17 protein-coding genes, 1 tRNA gene and 1 pseudogene are annotated in these 17,567 nt (G+C 69.5%); 13 read left to right on the forward strand and 6 right to left on the reverse strand.

What is annotated here, in order from left to right:
- Positions 1-50: 50 nt before the first annotated feature.
- Together ACFY3C_RS40865 and ACFY3C_RS40870 are read right to left on the reverse strand one after the other, a co-directional pair.
- A pseudogene (locus tag ACFY3C_RS40865) lies at positions 51-1,358 on the reverse strand (MFS transporter); the annotation flags it as partial.
- Between the two features lie 48 nt (positions 1,359-1,406).
- On the reverse strand, positions 1,407-1,649 hold the full coding sequence (locus ACFY3C_RS40870; protein WP_390774458.1) for a hypothetical protein: 243 nt from the start codon (positions 1,647-1,649) through the stop codon (positions 1,407-1,409).
- 251 nt (positions 1,650-1,900) lie between these two features.
- Here ACFY3C_RS40870 and dnaN point away from each other — a divergent pair, with 251 nt between their 5' ends.
- Entirely contained in the window at positions 1,901-3,040 is a 1,140-nt protein-coding gene (gene dnaN, locus ACFY3C_RS40875) for a DNA polymerase III subunit beta (protein WP_390774459.1), read from the forward strand.
- Positions 3,041-3,138: 98 nt separating this feature from the next.
- Here the strand turns inward: dnaN and ACFY3C_RS40880 are convergent, their stop codons facing one another.
- Positions 3,139-3,465: a hypothetical protein gene (locus ACFY3C_RS40880; RefSeq protein ID WP_390774460.1), complete on the reverse strand. Its 327-nt coding sequence runs from the start codon at positions 3,463-3,465 to the stop codon at positions 3,139-3,141.
- A gap of 263 nt (positions 3,466-3,728) precedes the next feature.
- On the opposite strand from ACFY3C_RS40880, the gene ACFY3C_RS40885 reads away from it, so the two are divergent.
- Positions 3,729-5,420, forward strand: coding sequence for a tetratricopeptide repeat protein (locus tag ACFY3C_RS40885; protein ID WP_390774461.1), 1,692 nt, complete (start codon positions 3,729-3,731; stop codon positions 5,418-5,420).
- Between the two features lie 63 nt (positions 5,421-5,483).
- On the opposite strand, the gene ACFY3C_RS40890 is transcribed toward ACFY3C_RS40885, so the two are convergent.
- On the reverse strand, positions 5,484-6,281 hold the full coding sequence (locus ACFY3C_RS40890) for a helix-turn-helix transcriptional regulator (protein ID WP_390774462.1): 798 nt from the start codon (positions 6,279-6,281) through the stop codon (positions 5,484-5,486).
- 121 nt (positions 6,282-6,402) lie between these two features.
- On the opposite strand from ACFY3C_RS40890, the gene ACFY3C_RS40895 reads away from it, so the two are divergent.
- From ACFY3C_RS40895 to ACFY3C_RS40925, 7 genes are all read left to right on the forward strand, one after another.
- Positions 6,403-6,951: a DUF2231 domain-containing protein gene (locus tag ACFY3C_RS40895; protein WP_390774463.1), complete on the forward strand. Its 549-nt coding sequence runs from the start codon at positions 6,403-6,405 to the stop codon at positions 6,949-6,951.
- Positions 6,948-7,484 carry a hypothetical protein gene (locus ACFY3C_RS40900; protein WP_390774464.1) on the forward strand — a complete coding sequence of 179 codons (537 nt, stop codon included), beginning with the start codon at positions 6,948-6,950 and terminating at the stop codon, positions 7,482-7,484. Before ACFY3C_RS40895 ends, ACFY3C_RS40900 begins: the two co-directional genes overlap by 4 nt.
- A gap of 201 nt (positions 7,485-7,685) precedes the next feature.
- The gene (locus ACFY3C_RS40905; RefSeq protein WP_390774465.1) at positions 7,686-8,429 is read left to right on the forward strand and encodes a class I SAM-dependent methyltransferase; all 744 of its coding nucleotides are present in this window, start codon (positions 7,686-7,688) and stop codon (positions 8,427-8,429) included.
- Between the two features lie 201 nt (positions 8,430-8,630).
- Positions 8,631-9,341, forward strand: coding sequence for a hypothetical protein (locus ACFY3C_RS40910; RefSeq protein WP_390774466.1), 711 nt, complete (start codon positions 8,631-8,633; stop codon positions 9,339-9,341).
- A gap of 394 nt (positions 9,342-9,735) precedes the next feature.
- A complete protein-coding gene (locus ACFY3C_RS40915; RefSeq protein WP_390774467.1) occupies positions 9,736-10,260 on the forward strand; it encodes a hypothetical protein in 525 nt (174 codons plus the stop codon).
- 125 nt (positions 10,261-10,385) lie between these two features.
- Positions 10,386-10,862 carry a cupin domain-containing protein gene (locus ACFY3C_RS40920; protein ID WP_390774468.1) on the forward strand — a complete coding sequence of 159 codons (477 nt, stop codon included), beginning with the start codon at positions 10,386-10,388 and terminating at the stop codon, positions 10,860-10,862.
- A 135-nt stretch (positions 10,863-10,997) separates the two neighbouring features.
- Positions 10,998-11,483: a DUF4232 domain-containing protein gene (locus ACFY3C_RS40925; protein ID WP_390774526.1), complete on the forward strand. Its 486-nt coding sequence runs from the start codon at positions 10,998-11,000 to the stop codon at positions 11,481-11,483.
- 4 nt (positions 11,484-11,487) lie between these two features.
- Here the strand turns inward: ACFY3C_RS40925 and ACFY3C_RS40930 are convergent, their stop codons facing one another.
- Positions 11,488-11,676: a hypothetical protein gene (locus ACFY3C_RS40930; RefSeq protein WP_386579995.1), complete on the reverse strand. Its 189-nt coding sequence runs from the start codon at positions 11,674-11,676 to the stop codon at positions 11,488-11,490.
- Between the two features lie 214 nt (positions 11,677-11,890).
- On the opposite strand from ACFY3C_RS40930, the gene ACFY3C_RS40935 reads away from it, so the two are divergent.
- Positions 11,891-13,030, forward strand: coding sequence for a glutathione-independent formaldehyde dehydrogenase (locus ACFY3C_RS40935; RefSeq protein WP_386579993.1), 1,140 nt, complete (start codon positions 11,891-11,893; stop codon positions 13,028-13,030).
- 105 nt (positions 13,031-13,135) lie between these two features.
- Here the strand turns inward: ACFY3C_RS40935 and selD are convergent, their stop codons facing one another.
- Positions 13,136-14,155, reverse strand: coding sequence for a selenide, water dikinase SelD (selD, locus tag ACFY3C_RS40940; RefSeq protein ID WP_390774469.1), 1,020 nt, complete (start codon positions 14,153-14,155; stop codon positions 13,136-13,138).
- A 72-nt stretch (positions 14,156-14,227) separates the two neighbouring features.
- On the opposite strand from selD, the gene ACFY3C_RS40945 reads away from it, so the two are divergent.
- The 3 genes from ACFY3C_RS40945 to ACFY3C_RS40955 all read left to right on the forward strand — a co-directional run bounded on the left by ACFY3C_RS40945 (position 14,228) and on the right by ACFY3C_RS40955 (position 17,510).
- Positions 14,228-14,322: transfer RNA gene (locus ACFY3C_RS40945), tRNA-Sec, on the forward strand.
- Between the two features lie 42 nt (positions 14,323-14,364).
- Entirely contained in the window at positions 14,365-15,717 is a 1,353-nt protein-coding gene (gene selA, locus ACFY3C_RS40950) for an L-seryl-tRNA(Sec) selenium transferase (protein ID WP_390774527.1), read from the forward strand.
- Positions 15,708-17,510: a SelB C-terminal domain-containing protein gene (locus ACFY3C_RS40955; RefSeq protein ID WP_390774470.1), complete on the forward strand. Its 1,803-nt coding sequence runs from the start codon at positions 15,708-15,710 to the stop codon at positions 17,508-17,510. The genes selA and ACFY3C_RS40955 overlap by 10 nt, the downstream gene beginning before the upstream one ends.
- Positions 17,511-17,567: the final 57 nt, after the last annotated feature.

Here is a 17,567-nt window from a genome sequence, read left to right on the forward strand (position 1 = left end):
GCGCCTCCCGGGACTCGCTCCCCGGAGGCGCCGGCACCTGTTCCGCGTCGTCAGGCCTTCGTCGACGGCGCCTTCGGCAAGAGGAACACCAGCAGGGCCGCGAGCGCCGCGATGGCGAAGGTCGTCAGGGACGTCAGCGCGAATGCGTGTCCCGCCGCGTGCACCTTGACGCCCGAGGCGGCGCCTGCCTGGAAGGAGTGGAAGAACACTGCTCCGACGACCGCCACGCCCAGCGCAGCGCCGACCTGCTGGGCGGTGGACAGCGAGCCCGAGGCCATGCCCGCAGACTGCGGATCGATCCGCGCGAGAACCGTGTTGAGCAGCGGAGTGATCAGCAAACCGCCCCCCGCGCTCTGCAGCATCAGGGTCGGGATGATGAGCAGGGGCGTCAGACGCGGCCCGGACAGCAGAACCACGGCGGTCGTCAGATAGCCGACCGCGAGGATGACCGCACCGATCTCCAGTACACGGCGGCCGTACTTCGGGACGATCCGTCCGGCGATCAGGCCGCAGACGAAGAAGGTCACCGCCGCCGGCGTGTGGACAAGCCCGGAGCCGAGGGCCGACATGCCCAGCCCGTCCTGCATCGAGACGGACAGCGACAGGTAGTACGAGTACAGAAGCGCATACACGACCAGGACGAGGACGATACCGAGCGAGAACGAGCGCTGCGCGAAGAGTGACAGGTTGATCAGTGGCTCACCACCGCGCCGGTCGACTGCTCGCTCCAGTGCGACGAAGAGCGCGAACGCCGCCGCGCTGCCCACGAAGCACGCCCACGTCCACCAGGGCCAGCCCGCGTCCCGCCCCTGGATGAGCGGGTACGTGAGCAGCATCAGTGCCGCGCTGAGGACCACAACGCCGGGCACGTCGAGCTTGCGGGTCTGCTCCGCCCGCGACTCCGGTACGTACTTGAGGGCCAGCAGGATCGTGACGATGCCGATGGGGATGTTCACCCAGAACACCGAGCGCCAGCCGGATCCGAAGAGGTTCGCGCCGATCAGGAGGCCGCCGACCAGCTGACCGCTGACCGACGCCATGCCGATGACGACCCCGAAAACACCGAAGACACGATGCCGGTGCCGCGCTGAGACCGTCAGCGTGATGACGGCGAAGACCTGCGGAACCATCAGAGCCGCGCCGAGGCCCTGGACTATCCGGGCACCGATGAGCACGCTCGGATCATCGGCCATGGCACAGGCGATGGACGAGAGCGTGAAGACCGCCGTTCCGATGATGAAGACGCGCTTGCGCCCGTACAGATCCGCGAGCCGACCGCCTGTGATCATGAAGACCGCGTAGCTCAACTGGTAGCCGGCGAGGACCCATTCGAGCTCGCTCGCGGTCGCCTTGAGATCGGTCTGGACGGCTTGGCTATGCGGGCGGTGTTGATGCGCATGGGCGGCTCAGTACCAGAGCTGGTACTTGTTGTCGTTGTTCCAGCCGCCCGGGCCGAGACAGACGCTCCTGCCGTTGCTGTCGAGCCAGCGACCGGTCTGCTTGTTGATGACGATGGCCAGGCAGTTGTCCGACGGCCGATGGTGCCAGGTCACAACGCCGTCGGCGGACGCGGTGCCCGCGCCGGCCACAGTGAGCGCCGCAACCGCGACTGCGGTCACAACTGCCCTGCGGGCATGCCTGATTGACATGGGTTCCCCCGGAGACTGGTGATCGTTTCGGTGGCGAGCGTAATGGGCCGTTCGTCCTCCACAGGGCGCCCCGGACCGTCTCGGGACAGCGCGTCCCGCACCCCGGACCATCCGGCGCCGCGTGCCGCCCCGTTCCCCGGATCTGGAGCCCCCTCGCCCTCTGCGGGGTACACCGACACGAGCCATGCGTTGTCAGTGGCGGCATATAGCGTGCTCGGACCAACTGGTGCGACGCGATGGGGGATGTACGGATGGAGTTCCGGATCGAGCGAAGCGCTCTCGCCGAGGCCGTGGCCTGGGCGGCCAGGTCGTTGCCCGCACGTTCGCCTGTGCCTGTGCTGGGCGGCTTGATGCTGGACGCGGCGGAAGGGCGGCTGCGCATCTCGGGCTTCGACTACGAGGCGTCCGCGACCATCGAGGTCCCGGCGGACACGCTGACAGCCGGTCGGGTGCTCGTGCCGGGGCGCAGACTGCTCGATATCTGCCGGGTGCTGCCCGACACGATGGTGGTGTGCGCACTGGAAGGCGCGCGCTTCACGCTGGAAGGGAGCGGGACGCGCTTTGGGCTGTCGACCTTGCCCACGCAGGAGTATCCGGCCCTTCCCGAGCTTCCCCCCGTGCGCGGAAACGTGGATGCGGCAGAGTTCGCGGCGGCGGTCGCGCAGGTCGTGATAGCTGTCGGCCGTGACGACTCCCTCCCGGTGCTCACGGGGATCCAGCTCCTGCTGGACGGCGAGTCGATGACCGTGGCCGCTACGGACCGGTACCGGTATGCCGTGCGCACGATGCCGTGGAAGCCGGAGGTGGCAGGTTCCGAAGCGGTGCAGGTGGTGGTTCCCGGCCGCCGACTGACCGAGATCTCCCGTTCGCTGGCGAAGTCGGGGCTGATCCGCATCGGGCTGACCGGTTCAGCCGGCTCGGATGGTGGCTTGATGGCCTTCGAGGGAACCGGGATGCGTACGACACTGAGGTTGCTTGAAGGACGGCTGCCGCGCTACGACAAGTTGTTCGCACTGGACAGCCCGGCAGTCGCGGTCACGCAGCGGGAGGCGCTCGCCGACGCGGTCCGCCGTGTCGCGGTCGTCGCGGCGCCGAACAGCCCGATCCGGCTCGATTTCTCCGCCCAGGGAACCGTCCTCCTGCAAGCGGGGTACGAAGACGACATTGCTTCGCAGGAGCTCGCGGCCACGTTGGCCGGCTCCGATGACCTGGCAGTCGCCTTCAACCCCGCGAACTTGCTGGAAGCCCTCAACTCCTTCAGCGCCTCCCGAGTGCGCTTTGAACTTCTGGGCCCTGGCCAGCGGGCACTGATCAGTGGCGAACCGGGCGAGGATGACGCGACGTACGAGGACCACCGCCATCTACTCATGTCAGTACGGCAACTGAGCTGACGAACAGCACTTCCTGGCCGCCGTGCGCCCGGTCTTGGAGGAGGCCGGGTTCGCCGACGAGTGCGGCCCGTCGCTGCCACCGGCCGTTCCGAGCCTCCTCACGGCCGCGAACTCCGACGGTGCATCGGTGGCCGATCGAGGACTTCGACGAACATGATCCGGCCGTCCACGACGTCCAGGCACAGCATGCCTCGCGAGGGCAGGAGCGGCACGCAGCGGTGGCCGGCGCCATATGGCTGGCCCTGCGGATGAGGTGCGGTCCGGAAGCTCTGGCAGAAGTCGTCGCCGCAGCCGCACTCTTCGACCAGACGAAGATCCCACGCGCAGACAGCCAGCTCGCGTTCTCCTTCGTGCTCCAGGAGAGTGATCAGCTCTGTGACGAGATCTGGGAAGACTTCGCGCACGAGGGGGTGGTCCTGCTCCATGAGCGGAGGGTAGCTGGGGTCGTCATCCAGCGCGCCAGAAATTATGTGCGGGACAGCCGTTGGCCAGCTGCATGCGGCGGCGCCCACCCGGTGTCAGTGCCCAGGGATACGAGAGTGCGCGCTTCCACCCGGACGCCGTGTCCGGGTATTTTTCTGCCTGAATGGGCGATATCGCCACCGTCCGTCGCTAGGGTCGTCGCACCGGCCACCGTCGTGCCATCCCGGAAACCGGGGCGGCTGGCCGACAGCCTTGAGGAGTTCGTATGCAGTACTACGACCTCGGCAGCCACGGTCGGCGCGTGACAACGTCGTCCTCCGAGGCGCAGACGTGGTTCGACCGCGGGCTGAACTGGACGTATGCCTTCAACCACGAGGAGGCCGTCCGCTGCTTCGAGGCCGCCGCTGCGGCGGATCCCGACTGTGCCATGGCGGACTGGGGCGTCGCCTACGCGCTCGGCCCCAACTACAACAAGCCCTGGGAGTCCTTCGACGAGCAGGACCTGGGGCGGAGCGTGGAACGTGCGCACGCCGCCGTACAGCGCGCCCACGCGAAGGCCGCCGGCACAACCCCGGTCGAGCAGGCGCTCATCGACGCATTGCACGCTCGCTGTCCACGGGCCCAGTCCCCCGATGCCGAGGACTGTTCCGTGTGGAGCGCCGCCTACGCCGACGGCATGCGCTCCGTCCACCGACTGGCGCCCGACGACCTCGACGTGGCCACCCTGTACGCCGACGCCCTGATGAACCTGACACCCTGGCAGCTGTGGGACACCCGCACGGGCAGGCCGGCCCCGGGCTCGCGCACCACCGAGGCCAAAGCGGTACTGGATCGGGCGATGGCCACAGAGGCGGCCGCGCGGCACCCGGGCCTGCTTCACATGTACATCCATCTGATGGAGATGTCCCCGGCCCCCGAGGTCGCCCTGTCGGTGGGCGACCGGCTGCGCGGCCTGGTGCCGGACGCGGGACATCTCCAGCACATGCCGTCCCACCTGGAAGTGCTCTGCGGCGACTACCGCCGGGTGGTCTCCGACAACGCCGACGCGATCGCGGCCGACGAGAAGTTCCGCGCCCGCGCCGGAGCGATGAACTTCTACACCCTGTACCGGTGTCACAACTACCACTTCAAGATCTACGGCGCGATGTTCCTCGGCCGCTTCCAGGACGCGCTCGACACGGCGGACCGGCTCGAAGCGGCCGTGCCCGAGGAACTGCTGCGTGTGGACAGCCCGCCCATGGCGGACTGGCTGGAGGGTTTCCTCGCGATGCGGGTGCACGTGCTCATCCGCTTCGGCCGCTGGGACGACATCCTGAGCCTGCCGATGCCCGCCGACGCGCAGCTGTACTGCGTGACCACGGCCATGCTGCGGTACGCGCGGGCAGTCGCACTCTCTGCCACCGGCCGGGTCGACGAGGCCGACGCGGAACGTCAGCTCTTCCGTGAGGCGGTCGCCCGGGTCCCCCAGACGCGAACGCTGTTCAACAACACCTGTACGGACATCCTGGCGATCGCCGCGCAGATGCTGGACGGAGAGCTGGCCTACCGCAAGGGGAGGCACCAAGCGGCGTTCGCGGCACTGCGCCGGTCGATCGAACTGGACGACGGGCTTCCGTACGACGAGCCGTGGGGGTGGATGCAGCCCACCCGGCACGCATACGGCGCACTGCTTCTCGAACAGGGCCTGGTCGCGGATGCCGAGGCCGTCTACCGCGCCGACCTCGGACTCGACGACACGCTGCCGCGCCCGCTGCAGCACCCGGGCAACGTCTGGGCCCTGCACGGCCTCCACGAATGCCTCGTCCGGCTCGGCAAGCAGGGAGAAGCGCTGATCGTGGCCCAGCAGCTGAAGATCGCCGCGGCGATGGCGGACGTGCCGATCGAGGCGTCCTGCTTCTGCCGTCTGGAAACGGCCGCGGGTTCGGCATCCGGGGACGGTTGCTGTACCGGGGAGTAGCGGGCGACACCGACCGCGACCCCAGCGCCGATACGGAACGGTGGGGCGGCCGGCCCCGCGTCATCAGCCCCGAGTCTGCCGATCATCGCGATCGGCGTCGCTCGGGCCCAGCCGTACGCAGCATTCCCCGGGCTCGGGAGCCAGGATGGCCTGGACTCCGTTGACCTGCAGGCCGTCGAGGTAGCCGCTGAGGAAGGCCTGGTTCATGCCGCACACCAGGTCAGGGGCCTTCGCGGCCAGCGGGTGGAAGGGGCAGTTGCGCAGCCGGAGCTGAGTGGGGGTTTCCCGTACGGGCTCGTAGCCGTACCGGTCCAGCAGGCGCTCGCAGGCGGTCAGCCCGCGCTCGGGGCCCAGACGGCCCGGGCGGGTCTCGTCCCGGGCGGCCTCGCCCATCTGCCGACCGCGCTGCTCGGCGGTCCGTACAGCCGCCTGCGCGGCGTTTTCGCCCGCCTCCTCGGTCAGGACGGCATCGAGGAGCAGCTCCGCGAGGAACTCGTGGCGCCGATCGGGGATGCTCACGGTGATCTGCGCATCCGTGGGCTCGTACACCTTCGGTTGTCGGCCGACCTTGCGGATCCCGCTAGGCGTTTCGTAGCGGGCGCGCAGCAGGCCGGCGTCGACGAGTTTGTCGAGATGGAAGGCGGCGAGTTTGCGGGAGATGCCGACGCTGGCGGCGGCCTCGTCGCGGGTGACGGCGCGGCGGGCGCGCCGGATGAAGGTGAACATGCGCCGCCGAGAGTCCTCGCTCAGGACGCCGACGGATTCGATCGCGGTGTCGGCAGTGGTGTCGCCCGCGATCCCGGCGGTGGTCTCGACGGCAGTCTCGGCCGCGTCGGCCTGCGGAGTCGGGTCAGGAGCCACGAGACCACGGTAACTCCCATGCGAGTGGACACAAGAGCTGTTTTGACGCCTTGTACTGCGCACCTTGACGTTCCACCCCAATAAGGCCAACACTTATTGGTGAAACTAGTGGGAGGTTGCGATGGTCACTGAGTCGCGGCTTCAGGCGAAGCGTCCGGTCAGCGCCTCGCTCGCCGGCCCGTACGGCCACCCGTTCCACCCGATTCTGGTCACGGTGCCGATCGGCGCCTGGGTGACCAGCCTGGTGTTCGACATCGCTTCCCATGTCGTGCACCGTCCCGGATTCCTGACCCAGGGCTCGGAGTGGTTGATAGCCGTAGGCGTGATCGGAGCGGTGCTGGCGGCCATGGTCGGATTCCTCGACCTGTTCGCGATTCCGACCGGCACTCCGGCCCATGCCACCGCCTTGGTCCACATGACACTGAACCTGGCGGTGACCGCCGCCTACGCCGTCAACTTCCTGTGGCGCTACAGCACCTACACCGACGGCGGGAGTGTCGGCATCGGCAAGCTCGTCCTGTCCGCACTCAGCATGGTGGCCCTGGGCGTCTCGGGTTTCCTCGGCGGCAAGCTCGCCTACCGCTACGGCGTACGGGTCGCCGACGAGAGCACCCAGGCCGAGGGATTCGTGCCTGACCACAGCGCGCGAAACGCAGGCTCCGGCATGTGACCGGCCCACGCACCGTCCACGGCCGCCGGCGTCGTCCGGCTGCCATCGACACGGTCATCACCAGGGAGTTCCCCATGGACATCGCCGCACTGATCGCCTGGGTGGTCACCGCCCTCGGCGGGTTCTACATGCTCGGCACCTGGATCCGACGGGGCGGAATCCAGCAGCAGCAATCCGGTACCAGCCACCTGCCCGCACCGGCCGTCTTCGGGCACTTCGCCCTGGCCGCGATCGGGCTGGTGGTGTGGATCATCTACGTCGTGGCCGACAAGACCGCCCTGGCCTGGACTTCGTTCGCTCTGCTGCTGCCGGTCGCCCTGCTGGGATTCGTGATGCTGGCCCGCTGGATCCCCGTCTACCGAGACCGCGCCGCCGCCGGGCCGACTCCAGCCACCGCAGCAACTCAGGGAGCGGAAGGGGCCGTCCCTGCCGAAGGCCACTTCCCGCTGCCGGTCGTGATGGCCCACGGCCTGTTCGCCGTGACCACCCTCGTCCTGGTCCTGCTCGCCGCCCTGGGGATCGGCGGCAGCTGACAAGGCGAGCACTCATGCGAGTGCAAGTGCAAGTGTTGGGTGATACGAGGGTCACCCGGCCAACTTCTTCGTGTCATCTGCCAGTACGGCGGCCGGACCAGGGCGGAGCAGACTCTCTGCCACGACCGCGGCCCGGCGAGCCTCTGTATCCGGAGGGCCGGCGTGGCCGCGTACAGGACGAGTCACTGGAGGGGGCGGCACGTGAGCGTGCAGCAGTACGACGAGATCGGCGAGGCATTCGAGGGGTTCAAGTCCCTGCCGCTCATGCGTTACGGGGAGGTACCGAGCTTCCTGGGCATGGTCGGGGACGTGAGCGGCAGGTCGGTTCTCGACGTGGCGTGCGGCACCGGCTTCTACAGCAGGGAGTTGAAGCGGCGCGGCGCCACGGATGTCTTCGGTGTCGACATCTCCGTCGAGATGATCGCCGCCGCGCGGGCGATCGAGCAGCGTGACCCGCTGGGTCTGCGCTACGAGGTCGGTGACGTGGCCGAACTGCGGCCGCTCGACCGGCGCTTCGACATCGCGGTGGGAGTGCAGTGCCTCAACTACGCTGCGGACATCGCGGAGATGGAGCGGATGTGCCGCAACATCCACCGGAGTCTGGTGCCGGGTGGTGAGTTCTTCGTGTTCGCCCAGAAGCCCGACTACCGGTTCGACTGCCCGTCCCTGGACAAGTACGGGTTTCTCTGCGAGCCGACCGGCGAGGAGATCGAGACGGGTCCGCGGGTGCGGGTCACGGCTCTCCTCGACCCGCAGCCGATCAGCATCGTCTCCGCGGTCCCGCGCCGCGAGGTCTACGAGCAGTGTCTGCGGGCGGCCGGGTTCAGTGACGTGAAGTGGGTTCCGTTGCAGGTGTCCGAAGCCGGCATCCGTGAGTTCGGCGAGGACTTCTGGGCGGACCTCCTCGCGCACCCGCCGCTGGAGATGCTGCGCTGCCGCGCCTGACCGGCTGACTGGCTGACTGGCTGACTGGCCGGACTTCGGTACGGTCCCGCGCCGTGTCAGACGCTGTAGCTGTCGGCGGAAAAGCCCCGATCGGAATCGTGAGGCACAAGGCGGTTCTTGGAGACTGAGTACGCGTACCCACTCCTTGCCACGTAGCTTCGCCGATCCGTCGCGCTCCCCTGCCGACATACCGTCCCCCGTATGACCGAGGAGACCGCACCGACCGACCCCACCGCCACCCCGAGCAACTCCGGGGCCCCTTCTTCCGTTCCAGGGGCCCTGGGACGCGGCTGCGCCGCCGCCGTCGCCGTCGGCGCAGTCGTCGTAGTAGTGCTCGTCGGAGTCGTTCTGGTCGTGCTCGCATCGGGCTCATCGGAGTCGACGGACTTTCCCCGTGTTGCGCCCGAGGACATGGCGGGACGCGCCTTCCAGCGTTCCCAGGAGGCCTACGACGTCCTGGGGTTCGAGCGCACAGTGGCGCCAGGAGTCGAGAAGGTCGGCGTCAGCACGGAGAACACGTTCGACTCCGGCTTCTGCTACGACGGGGGCCTGCTCGGGATGGACGACAAGACCGTCGACGGTGCCTACCGGATGAGCCACGACTGGGCTCTGGACCATGTGCCCGCGAGCCGGGCCGTTCCCGGCCTGCGCCGACTGCACCGGCATCTGATGGACCAGGGCTGGAAGGTCACGTCCTACCGTGAGGGCACGAAGGGCAGGGACTGGTTCCTGTTCGTCCAGCGGAACGACGGGGACGAGCGGATGTCCTTCACCTGGTACCCGGACCGCGAGTACTTCACCGGCGGCGCCACCGTGCCCTGCGCCTACGACCCCGCATGGGAGGACGGCGACATCGGCCCGGCCGGGGACGGCCGGATGCCACCCGCCCTTGAGCCCGCCCGGCGGGACTAGGCCAGGGCAGCGCAGCGATCGCTTCGAGGCCGTGCGAGGTTCTGACCCGATTGCTCGGGCCCCAGCCGACGGGTGCCTACTGCGAACTGTCGGACGCACGCTGCCATCCCAAGCTGTCCTGATCGGGACACTCCAGGTTCAGCAGGCGTTTACGCAGGTCACAGCGTGTAGTTGACGAGCCGTCATGCCGCACGGACGGGCACCGAAGTCCCCTCCCCGAGCCCGCTGTCAAGGCCGCGTCAAGACTTCACCCCTCACCGCTCTCAGTCGGATAAACGTTCATTCAAGGGAGTCCTCGGTCGGGCAAAGAGGTCTACTCGCATAGATGATCCCGGTGCTGTCATGCTCACGATCGCCCGGAATCCTGCCGGGCACCGCACCGGGAGACCCCCACATGTCCCGAATACCCCGCCCCCTGGTGACCGCCCTCTCCAGCCTCGCCCTCGCCGCCGCCGGCCTCACCGTCACCACCGGCTCCGCCCACGCCGCGAGCTGCAGCCGGGCCTACCTCCCCCTGCCTGACCCGGTCTGTACGCCCGGCGACCTCAACCCCGACGTCACCCAGGACACCATCGACTCGACCATCTGCGTCTCCGGCTGGACCGCGACCGTACGGCCCTCCACCTCGTACACCAACGCGCTGAAGGAGAAGCAGATCGCCGAGTACGGCTACTCCGACACCAGCCTCTCGGACTACGAGGAGGACCACTTCGTCCCGCTCGAACTCGGCGGTGCGCCCAAGAGCGAGGAGAACCTCTGGCCCGAGCCGCACTCCGGCGACGCCACCTCTTCCCAGAAGGACTCCGTCGAGAACAAGTTGAAGAAGGCCGTCTGCGCCGGTGAGGTCAGCCTCGACGACGCGCAGAACGCCATCATGACCGACTGGACGACCGCGCTCTCCAGCCTCGGCCTGGGCTGAGCCGTCGCCGCCCGCAGGGGGTCGGCATCTCCCCCGGGAGTAGTCGGCCCCCAACCACTTCGAGGGGATTGCTGCCGTACCAGGGCATGATTCGGAAGCAGTGATCCCTGGGCCACAATGCCCCCATGACCGATGATCAGTCCCGGATTCCCGCCCGTCCGCTGCTGCGTAGCCCCGAGGACGGTGAACTCATAGACGTCGCCGGTGTCGCACACTTCTTCCGGCTCACCGGCGAGCACACGGGCGGGCACTTCGCCTTCGAGGAGTTCAGCCTCGCCCCTGGCACCATCGGTGCCAGGCCTCATGTGCATGAAGGCCATGACGAGTACTTCTACGTTCTTGAGGGCGAGTTGACGCTCCACACCGGGGACGGCGAGGTGACCGCAGGTGCCGGCCATCTGCTCGCCGCGACCCGCGGCACCCCGCACGGCTTCCGCAATGCAGGGTCGGTCCTCGCTCGCGCCCTGTGCCTCTACACACCCGCCGGTTACGAAAACTACTTCCGTGACGTCCACGCCGCCGTGAGCGCCGGGGCCGAAGCGACCGACGAACTGCTGGCCGAGTTCCGCAGCCATTACCGGACCAGCTCCTACCACGGCTGACGCCGACCCGTCCGCCGGAACCTCCCGGGGAGTAGCTGCATCTACCTGTCCGCAGAGGCAGAGGGCCTCTCCACGGGGGATGTTTTGATAGCGCAGCGAAAAGCAACGATCCTGATACTCGGCCTGGCGGTGCTGGTGGGGTTGGCGGGGTTGACCGCTTACCTTTGGGTTCACCCCCGCCCAGCCGCCTGCGGATCACCCCAGCTGCGCTGGAAATGGACTCGCCTGGCCGACAAGCCGGCAGGCGCGCCGACGGCCGTGCTCAGCGCCAGGAACAGAGGTGCGAAGCCCTGCGCCTCCGACGGCTACCCGCAGATGCACGTCTGGGTCGGCAAGGCGCAGGACGTGGAGTCGGAGCCGAAGAAGGAGGCCGTGCCCGTCCGGCTGGTACTGAACCCGGGCCGGACGGTCGACTTCCCGCTCTTCTACCAGCCACACGACGTCCCGCGCATGAACTGCTGGATCGCGGGGGACTACAACGCCTCCAGCGATGTGATGGTGCCCCACCCCGCCAAGCACGACTACGGTTCCTTCGTGCACGTGACCAACGCGAAGGGACACCGGCTGCCGACCCAGGTGTGCAGCGACACCATCCAGGTGGGTCCGCCCCACCTGCGCTAGAGGGTCAGCTGTCGGGGACGCCCTCGGAAAGTCCCTCGGCGAACTCCCACCAGGCGAGCGGGAGCCAGTCGCCGTCCACGAAGGCGTCGACGGACGAGCCGCGGCCGCTGATGGCCACCGGCGTTCCCGGCGGGTACATGGTGCCCGAGATGCCGGGCACCGGGACGATCAAGGTCCCGAAACGCTGAGTCACTTTCCTCGTCCTCCCATTCGGCGCGAGGTTGAAATCGGAATTTAATTGACAATAGCTGGCCTGTTTCATCTTCCTCTACAGGGGGACCATGAGAGTTGGGTCACGTGAGGCGAACGGCCGCGACCTTTCTACTGCCCGTTCGCACCAGGCTACGTTCGGTTGACGGCCGTTTGGCCTCCGGCAGCGATCAAGCACCGCTCATCGGAGGTGTCATATGAAGGCTGTCGTCTACAAAGGACCGTTCGAGGTAGCGGTGGAAGAGGTCCAGAAGCCTCGACTCCAGCACCCGAACGAGGTGATCGTGCGGGTGACGTCCACCGCCATATGCGGCTCTGACCTGCACATGTATGAGGGCCGCACCGCCGCCGAACCGGGCATCGTCTTTGGCCACGAGAACATGGGCATCGTCGAGGAACTCGGTGAGGGGATCACCTCTCTCAAGAAGGGCGACCGCGTGGTCATGCCCTTCAATGTCGCCTGCGGTTTCTGCAAGAACTGTGTGGCCGACTACACCGGATTCTGCCTCACCGTGAATCCGGGCTTCGCCGGCGGCGCATACGGCTATGTGGCGATGGGGCCGTGGACCGGGGGCCAGGCCGAATACCTGCGCGTACCGTACGCCGACTTCAACTGTCTGAAGTTGCCGGAAGGCACCGCGAACGAGACCGATTTCATTCTGCTCGCCGACATCTTCCCGACCGGCTATCACGGCAACGAACTCGCCCAGGTCTCCCCGGGTGAAAGTGTCGTGGTGTACGGCGGCGGGCCCGTCGGACTCATGGCCGCCTACTCGGCCATGATCCGCGGTGCGTCGAAGGTGTTCGTCGTCGACCGAGTGCTCGAGCGGCTGCAGAAGGCCGAGGAGATCGGCGCGATCCCGATCAACTTCGCCGAAGGCAACCCGGTCGAGCAGATCAAGGAGCAGACGAACGGCGAAGGCACGGACAAGGGCATCGACGCGGTCGGCTACCAGGCCATGGCCAGGGGCGAGAACCGCGAGGAGCCCGCGGCCGTGCTGAACTCGATCATCGAGACCGTCCGGCCGACCGGAGCGCTGGGCATACCCGGCCTCTATGTGCCGGCCGACCCGGGGGCACCGGACGAGCAGGCCAAGCACGGCAAGCTCATGGTCTCGATCGGCAAGCTCTTCGAGAAGGGGCTGCGTCTGGGCACCGGGCAGTGCAACGTGAAGCGCTACAACCGGCAGCTGCGCGACCTCATCATCTCGGGGCGTGCCCGGCCGAGCTTCGTCGTCTCCCATGAGCTGCCTCTGGCCGAGGCGCCCACGGCGTACGAGAAGTTCGACAAGCGCGTCGAGGGCTACACCAAGGTGGTTCTGCACCCAGGGCAGTAGCTCTTCCGCGGCGGCGCCCGCCGGCCGGGTCAAGGCCCGGGTCGGCGGGCGCCTCTCTGCCACGCCTGCGAGAAGACAACACGGCCGTCGTCTTCACGGCCGGGTTCAGCGGATCACCAGGACGTGCTCGCCGCGTGGCAGCAGCTCGCCCACAACGGGCGCGCCGGGGATTTCGCCGGCCACCAGCAGGCCGCCGGAGGTCTGTGCGTCGGCCAGGAGCAGTGCCTCGTCCTCGCTCACCGCCGACAGGTCGGTGTGGGGGCGTACCCATGCGAGATTGCGCCGGGTGCCGCCGCTGACGTGCCCCTCGCTCAGCGCCTGCCGGGCGCCGTCGAGGTAGGGCACGGCGTTCGCGTCGATCAGTGCCGTGACCCCGCTCGCCCGGGCGAGCTTGTAGGCGTGGCCGAGCAGTCCGAACCCGGTGACGTCCGTCGCGCAGGTGAGCCCGGCGGCCAGCGCCGCTTCGGCCGCCTCCCGGTTGAGCCGCGTCATGACCTCGACCGCGTGCGGGAACACCTCGCCAGTGGCCTTGTGCTTGCTGTTCAGCACGCCGATGCCGAGCGGCTTGGTCAGCGACAGTGGCACACCAGGTTTTCCGGCGTCGCTGCGCAGCAGGCGGTCAGGGTCGACCAGGCCGGTGACCGCCATGCCGTACTTGGGCTCGGGGTCGTCCACGCTGTGGCCGCCGGCGACGTGACAGCCGGCGGCCGCGGCCATGTCCAGGCCGCCGCGCAGCACCTCGCGGGCCAGGTCGAGCGGGAGGACTCCTCGTGGCCAGGCCAGCAGGTTCACGGCGAGCAGGGGACGGCCGCCGGTGGCGTACACGTCCGACAGCGCGTTCGCCGCGGAGATGCGGCCCCAGTCGTAGGGGTCGTCGACCACGGGCGTGAAGAAGTCGGTGGTCGCCAGCACCGCCGTGCCGTCCGGCAGCCGCACGACGGAGGCGTCGTCGCCGTCGTCCAGTCCCACGAGCAGTTCGCCCTCGGGGTCACGGACCGGGACGGCGGCCCCCAAGCCCCGCAGCACCTCCTCCAGCTCGCCCGGCGGGATCTTGCAGGCACATCCGCCGCCGTGCGCGTACTGGGTGAGGCGGACGGATGCGCCGGGCGCCGTCAGTGAGGTCATGCAGATCATGATTCCGGATGCGTTCCGTTAGCGCCTGTATAGGGCTTTTGCGAAGATGGCCGCGTGGCGCGGGGAGGCGTGTCCGGCCTGGTGACCGGCCCGGTCTTCAAAACCGTTGAACGGCAGGAGCTGCCGTTGGCGGGTTCGATTCCCGTCCGCCTCCGCCACGCATGCCCCGCAGGAGGCTCACGGTGAGCGGAAGGGATGCCATGAGCGATCCGCGCCGTCGCATCCCCGGCACCGACGCCGTGCTGGCCGAACCGCGCATCGCGACCGCCGTGCGGACGCTGGGGAGCCCCCTGGTGAAGGCGGCTGTCGCGGAGGCCCAGCGACGCGCGCGGGCCGGAGAGATCGCTCCCGAGGACGTGGTGGACGCGGCGGTCGGCCAGTTGCCCGATCGGGCCTGTGGCCTGCGGCCGGTGATCAACGCCACCGGGGTGCTGGTGCACACCAATCTCGGCCGTGCCCCGCTGTCGGTTGCCGCCCGGGACGCCGTGATGGCCGCGTCCGGATGCACGGACGTCGAGTTCGACCTCGCCGAAGGCCGCCGGGCCCGCCGCGGACGCGGGGCGCTCGCCGCCCTGGCCGAGGCCGTGCCCGATGCCGGAGCGGTACACGTGGTGAACAACAACGCGGCCGCGCTGCTCCTGTGCGCCCTGGTGATGGCTCAAGGACGGGAGATCGTGATCAGCCGGGGCGAGCTGGTCGAGATCGGCGACGGGTTCCGCATTCCGGAGCTGCTGGCTTCCACCGGCGCGCGGCTGCGCGAGGTCGGCACCACCAACCGCACCCATGTACGGGACTACGCCGAGGCCATCGGCCCGGAGACCGGCTTCCTGCTCAAGGTGCACGCCTCCAACTTCCACATCAGCGGTTTCACCGCGGCCGCGGAGGTGGCCGAGCTGGCGGCGCTGGGACCGCCGGTGGTGGTGGACATCGGTTCCGGTCTGCTCGGCCCGCACCCGCTGCTCCCCCGGGAGCCGGACGCCACCACCGCGCTGCGTGCCGGGGCAGCGCTGGTGACGGCCAGTGGCGACAAGCTGCTCGGCGGTCCGCAGGCCGGGCTGCTGCTCGGTGAAGCGGGGCTGGTCGAGCGACTGCGCCGGCATCCCGCGGCCCGGGCCCTGCGGGTGGACAAGCTGACCCTGGCCGCGTTGGAAGCGACCCTGCGCGGTCCGGAGCCGCCCGTACGCGCCGCGCTGGCCGCCGACGCGACCGCCCTGCACGAGCGCGCCGCCCGGCTGGTCGAACGGCTGCGCGCCGAGGGAGTACCGGCGGAGGTGCTGCGTACGGAGGCGGCCGTGGGCGGTGGCGGTGCGCCCGGGGTGACCCTGCCCAGCGCGGCCGTCGGCCTCCCCGCGGCGTACGGCCCGTTGCTGCGCACCGGCGCGGTCCCGGTGATCGCCCGGGTGGAGCGTGGACGGTGCCTGCTGGATCTGCGCACGGTCGGCGCGGAGGAGGAGCAGGCGGTGCTGGAGGCCGTACGCGCCGCGCGGCGGTCGCACACGAGCGGTGGGCGCCCGGACGGAGACGACCACGGAAGTGCGCGGCCGTGCACGTGATCGCGACCGCCGGCCATGTCGATCACGGCAAGTCGACGCTGGTGAAGCTGCTCACCGGAATGGAGCCGGACCGCTGGGAGCAGGAGCGCCGACGCGGGCTGACCATCGACCTGGGTTTCGCCTGGACGACCCTGCCCGGTGGACCGGAGGTGGCGTTCGTCGACGTGCCGGGCCACGAGCGGTTCGTGCCCAACATGCTCGCCGGTGTCGGTCCGGTCCCCGCCGTGCTGTTCGTGGTGGCCGCCGACGAGGGCTGGATGCCGCAGTCGGCCGAGCATCTGCAGGCACTGGACGCGCTGGGCGTGCGGCATGCGCTGCTCGCCGTCACCCGCTGCGACCTGGCCGACCCGGAGCCGGCGCGGCGCCAGGCGCTGGCCCGCCTGGCGGCGACCGGCCTGGGACCGGTCGACTCGGTGACGGTGAGCGGGCGCACCGGCGAGGGCCTGGACCGGCTGCACGACGGACTGAAGCGGCTGGTGGGACGCCTGCCACCAGCCGATCCGGACGCCGACGTGCGGTTGTGGGTGGACCGCTCGTTCAGCGTCGTCGGCGCCGGCACGGTGGTCACGGGAACGCTGACGGCCGGCACCCTGCGCAGGGATGCGGAGCTTCAGCTGGCGTCCACCGGGGCGGTGGTACGGGTGCGCGGCCTGCAGACGCTGGGCCGTGACACGCCCGAGGTCCACGCCGTGGCCCGCGTGGCGGTCAATCTGCGCGGTGTCGAGCACCAGGCGATCGGCCGTGGCGACGCGCTCCTCACTCCGGGCCGGTGGCTGACGACCGTTGAGGTCGACGTCGCGCTGCGCGGCGCCGACGGCAGCGGGGGTGACGCCACCGGGCACTGTGACCTCCCTCGTGAACTCGTGCTGCATGTGGGATCCGCGTCCGTCACCGCCCGGGTCCGGCCGCTGGGGGCGGGCAGCGCCCGGCTGCGGCTGGCCCGGCCCCTGCCGTTGCGCGTCGGCGACCGCGCGTTGCTGCGCGATCCCGGTCGGCACCGCATCGCCGCCGGTGTCGACGTACTCGACGTGACGCCGCCCGAGCTGAGCCGGCGCGGAGCCGCACGGTTGCGCGCTGCGGAGCTGGCCGCGCTCGCCGATGCTCCACCGCAGGCGGCGGCCGAGGCGATGGTGCGACGCCGCCGCTTCGCGACCGTGAGCGAGCTGCACGCCATGGGGCTGCCTGTGCTCGGCGTGCCGGTGGGTGACGGTCTGAGGGTTCATCCGGCCGTATGGCGGGAGTTGGTCGTCTCCCTGCGTGCCGTGGTCGACGAGTGGCGCGACGAGCACCCTCTGGAGTCCGGTATGCCTGTGGAGGCGGTACGACGGCGGATGCGGCTGCCCGGCGCCGGTGTCGTGGAACGGCTTGCCGGTGCGGCGTCGCTGCCGGTGGTGGAGGGGCGGGTGTGCGCGCCGGGCAGCCTCACGGTGCTTCCCGAACCCGTCGAGGCGGCGGTGGCCGCGCTGACCGCCGAGTTGCGCGCTGCACCGTTCGCAGCGCCGGACGCCGCGAGGATGGCGGAACTGCGGCTCGGGGCACGGGAGTTGGCCGCTGCCGTGCGCGCCGGACGTCTGCTGAAGGTGGCCGACGGTGTCTTCCTGCTTCCCGACGGCGACAGGCGGGCCGCCGAAGTGCTCGCGGAACTGCCCCAGCCGTTCACCCTCAGTCAGGCGCGGCAGGCGTTGCGCACCACGCGGCGGGTCGCGGTGCCCCTGCTGGAGCTGCTGGACCGGCGGGGTGTCACCGAGCGGCTTGCGGACAACACCCATCGTGTGCGCAGTGCGTCGGCCTGATCGGTGTTCGACATGCCCCTGGCGGGTCCCGGCGTTACGTTGGCTGCGACGGCGCAA

The organism is Streptomyces sp. NPDC001410, from assembly GCF_042895235.1.
In the GTDB taxonomy this organism is placed as follows: Bacteria; Actinomycetota; Actinomycetes; order Streptomycetales; family Streptomycetaceae; genus Streptomyces.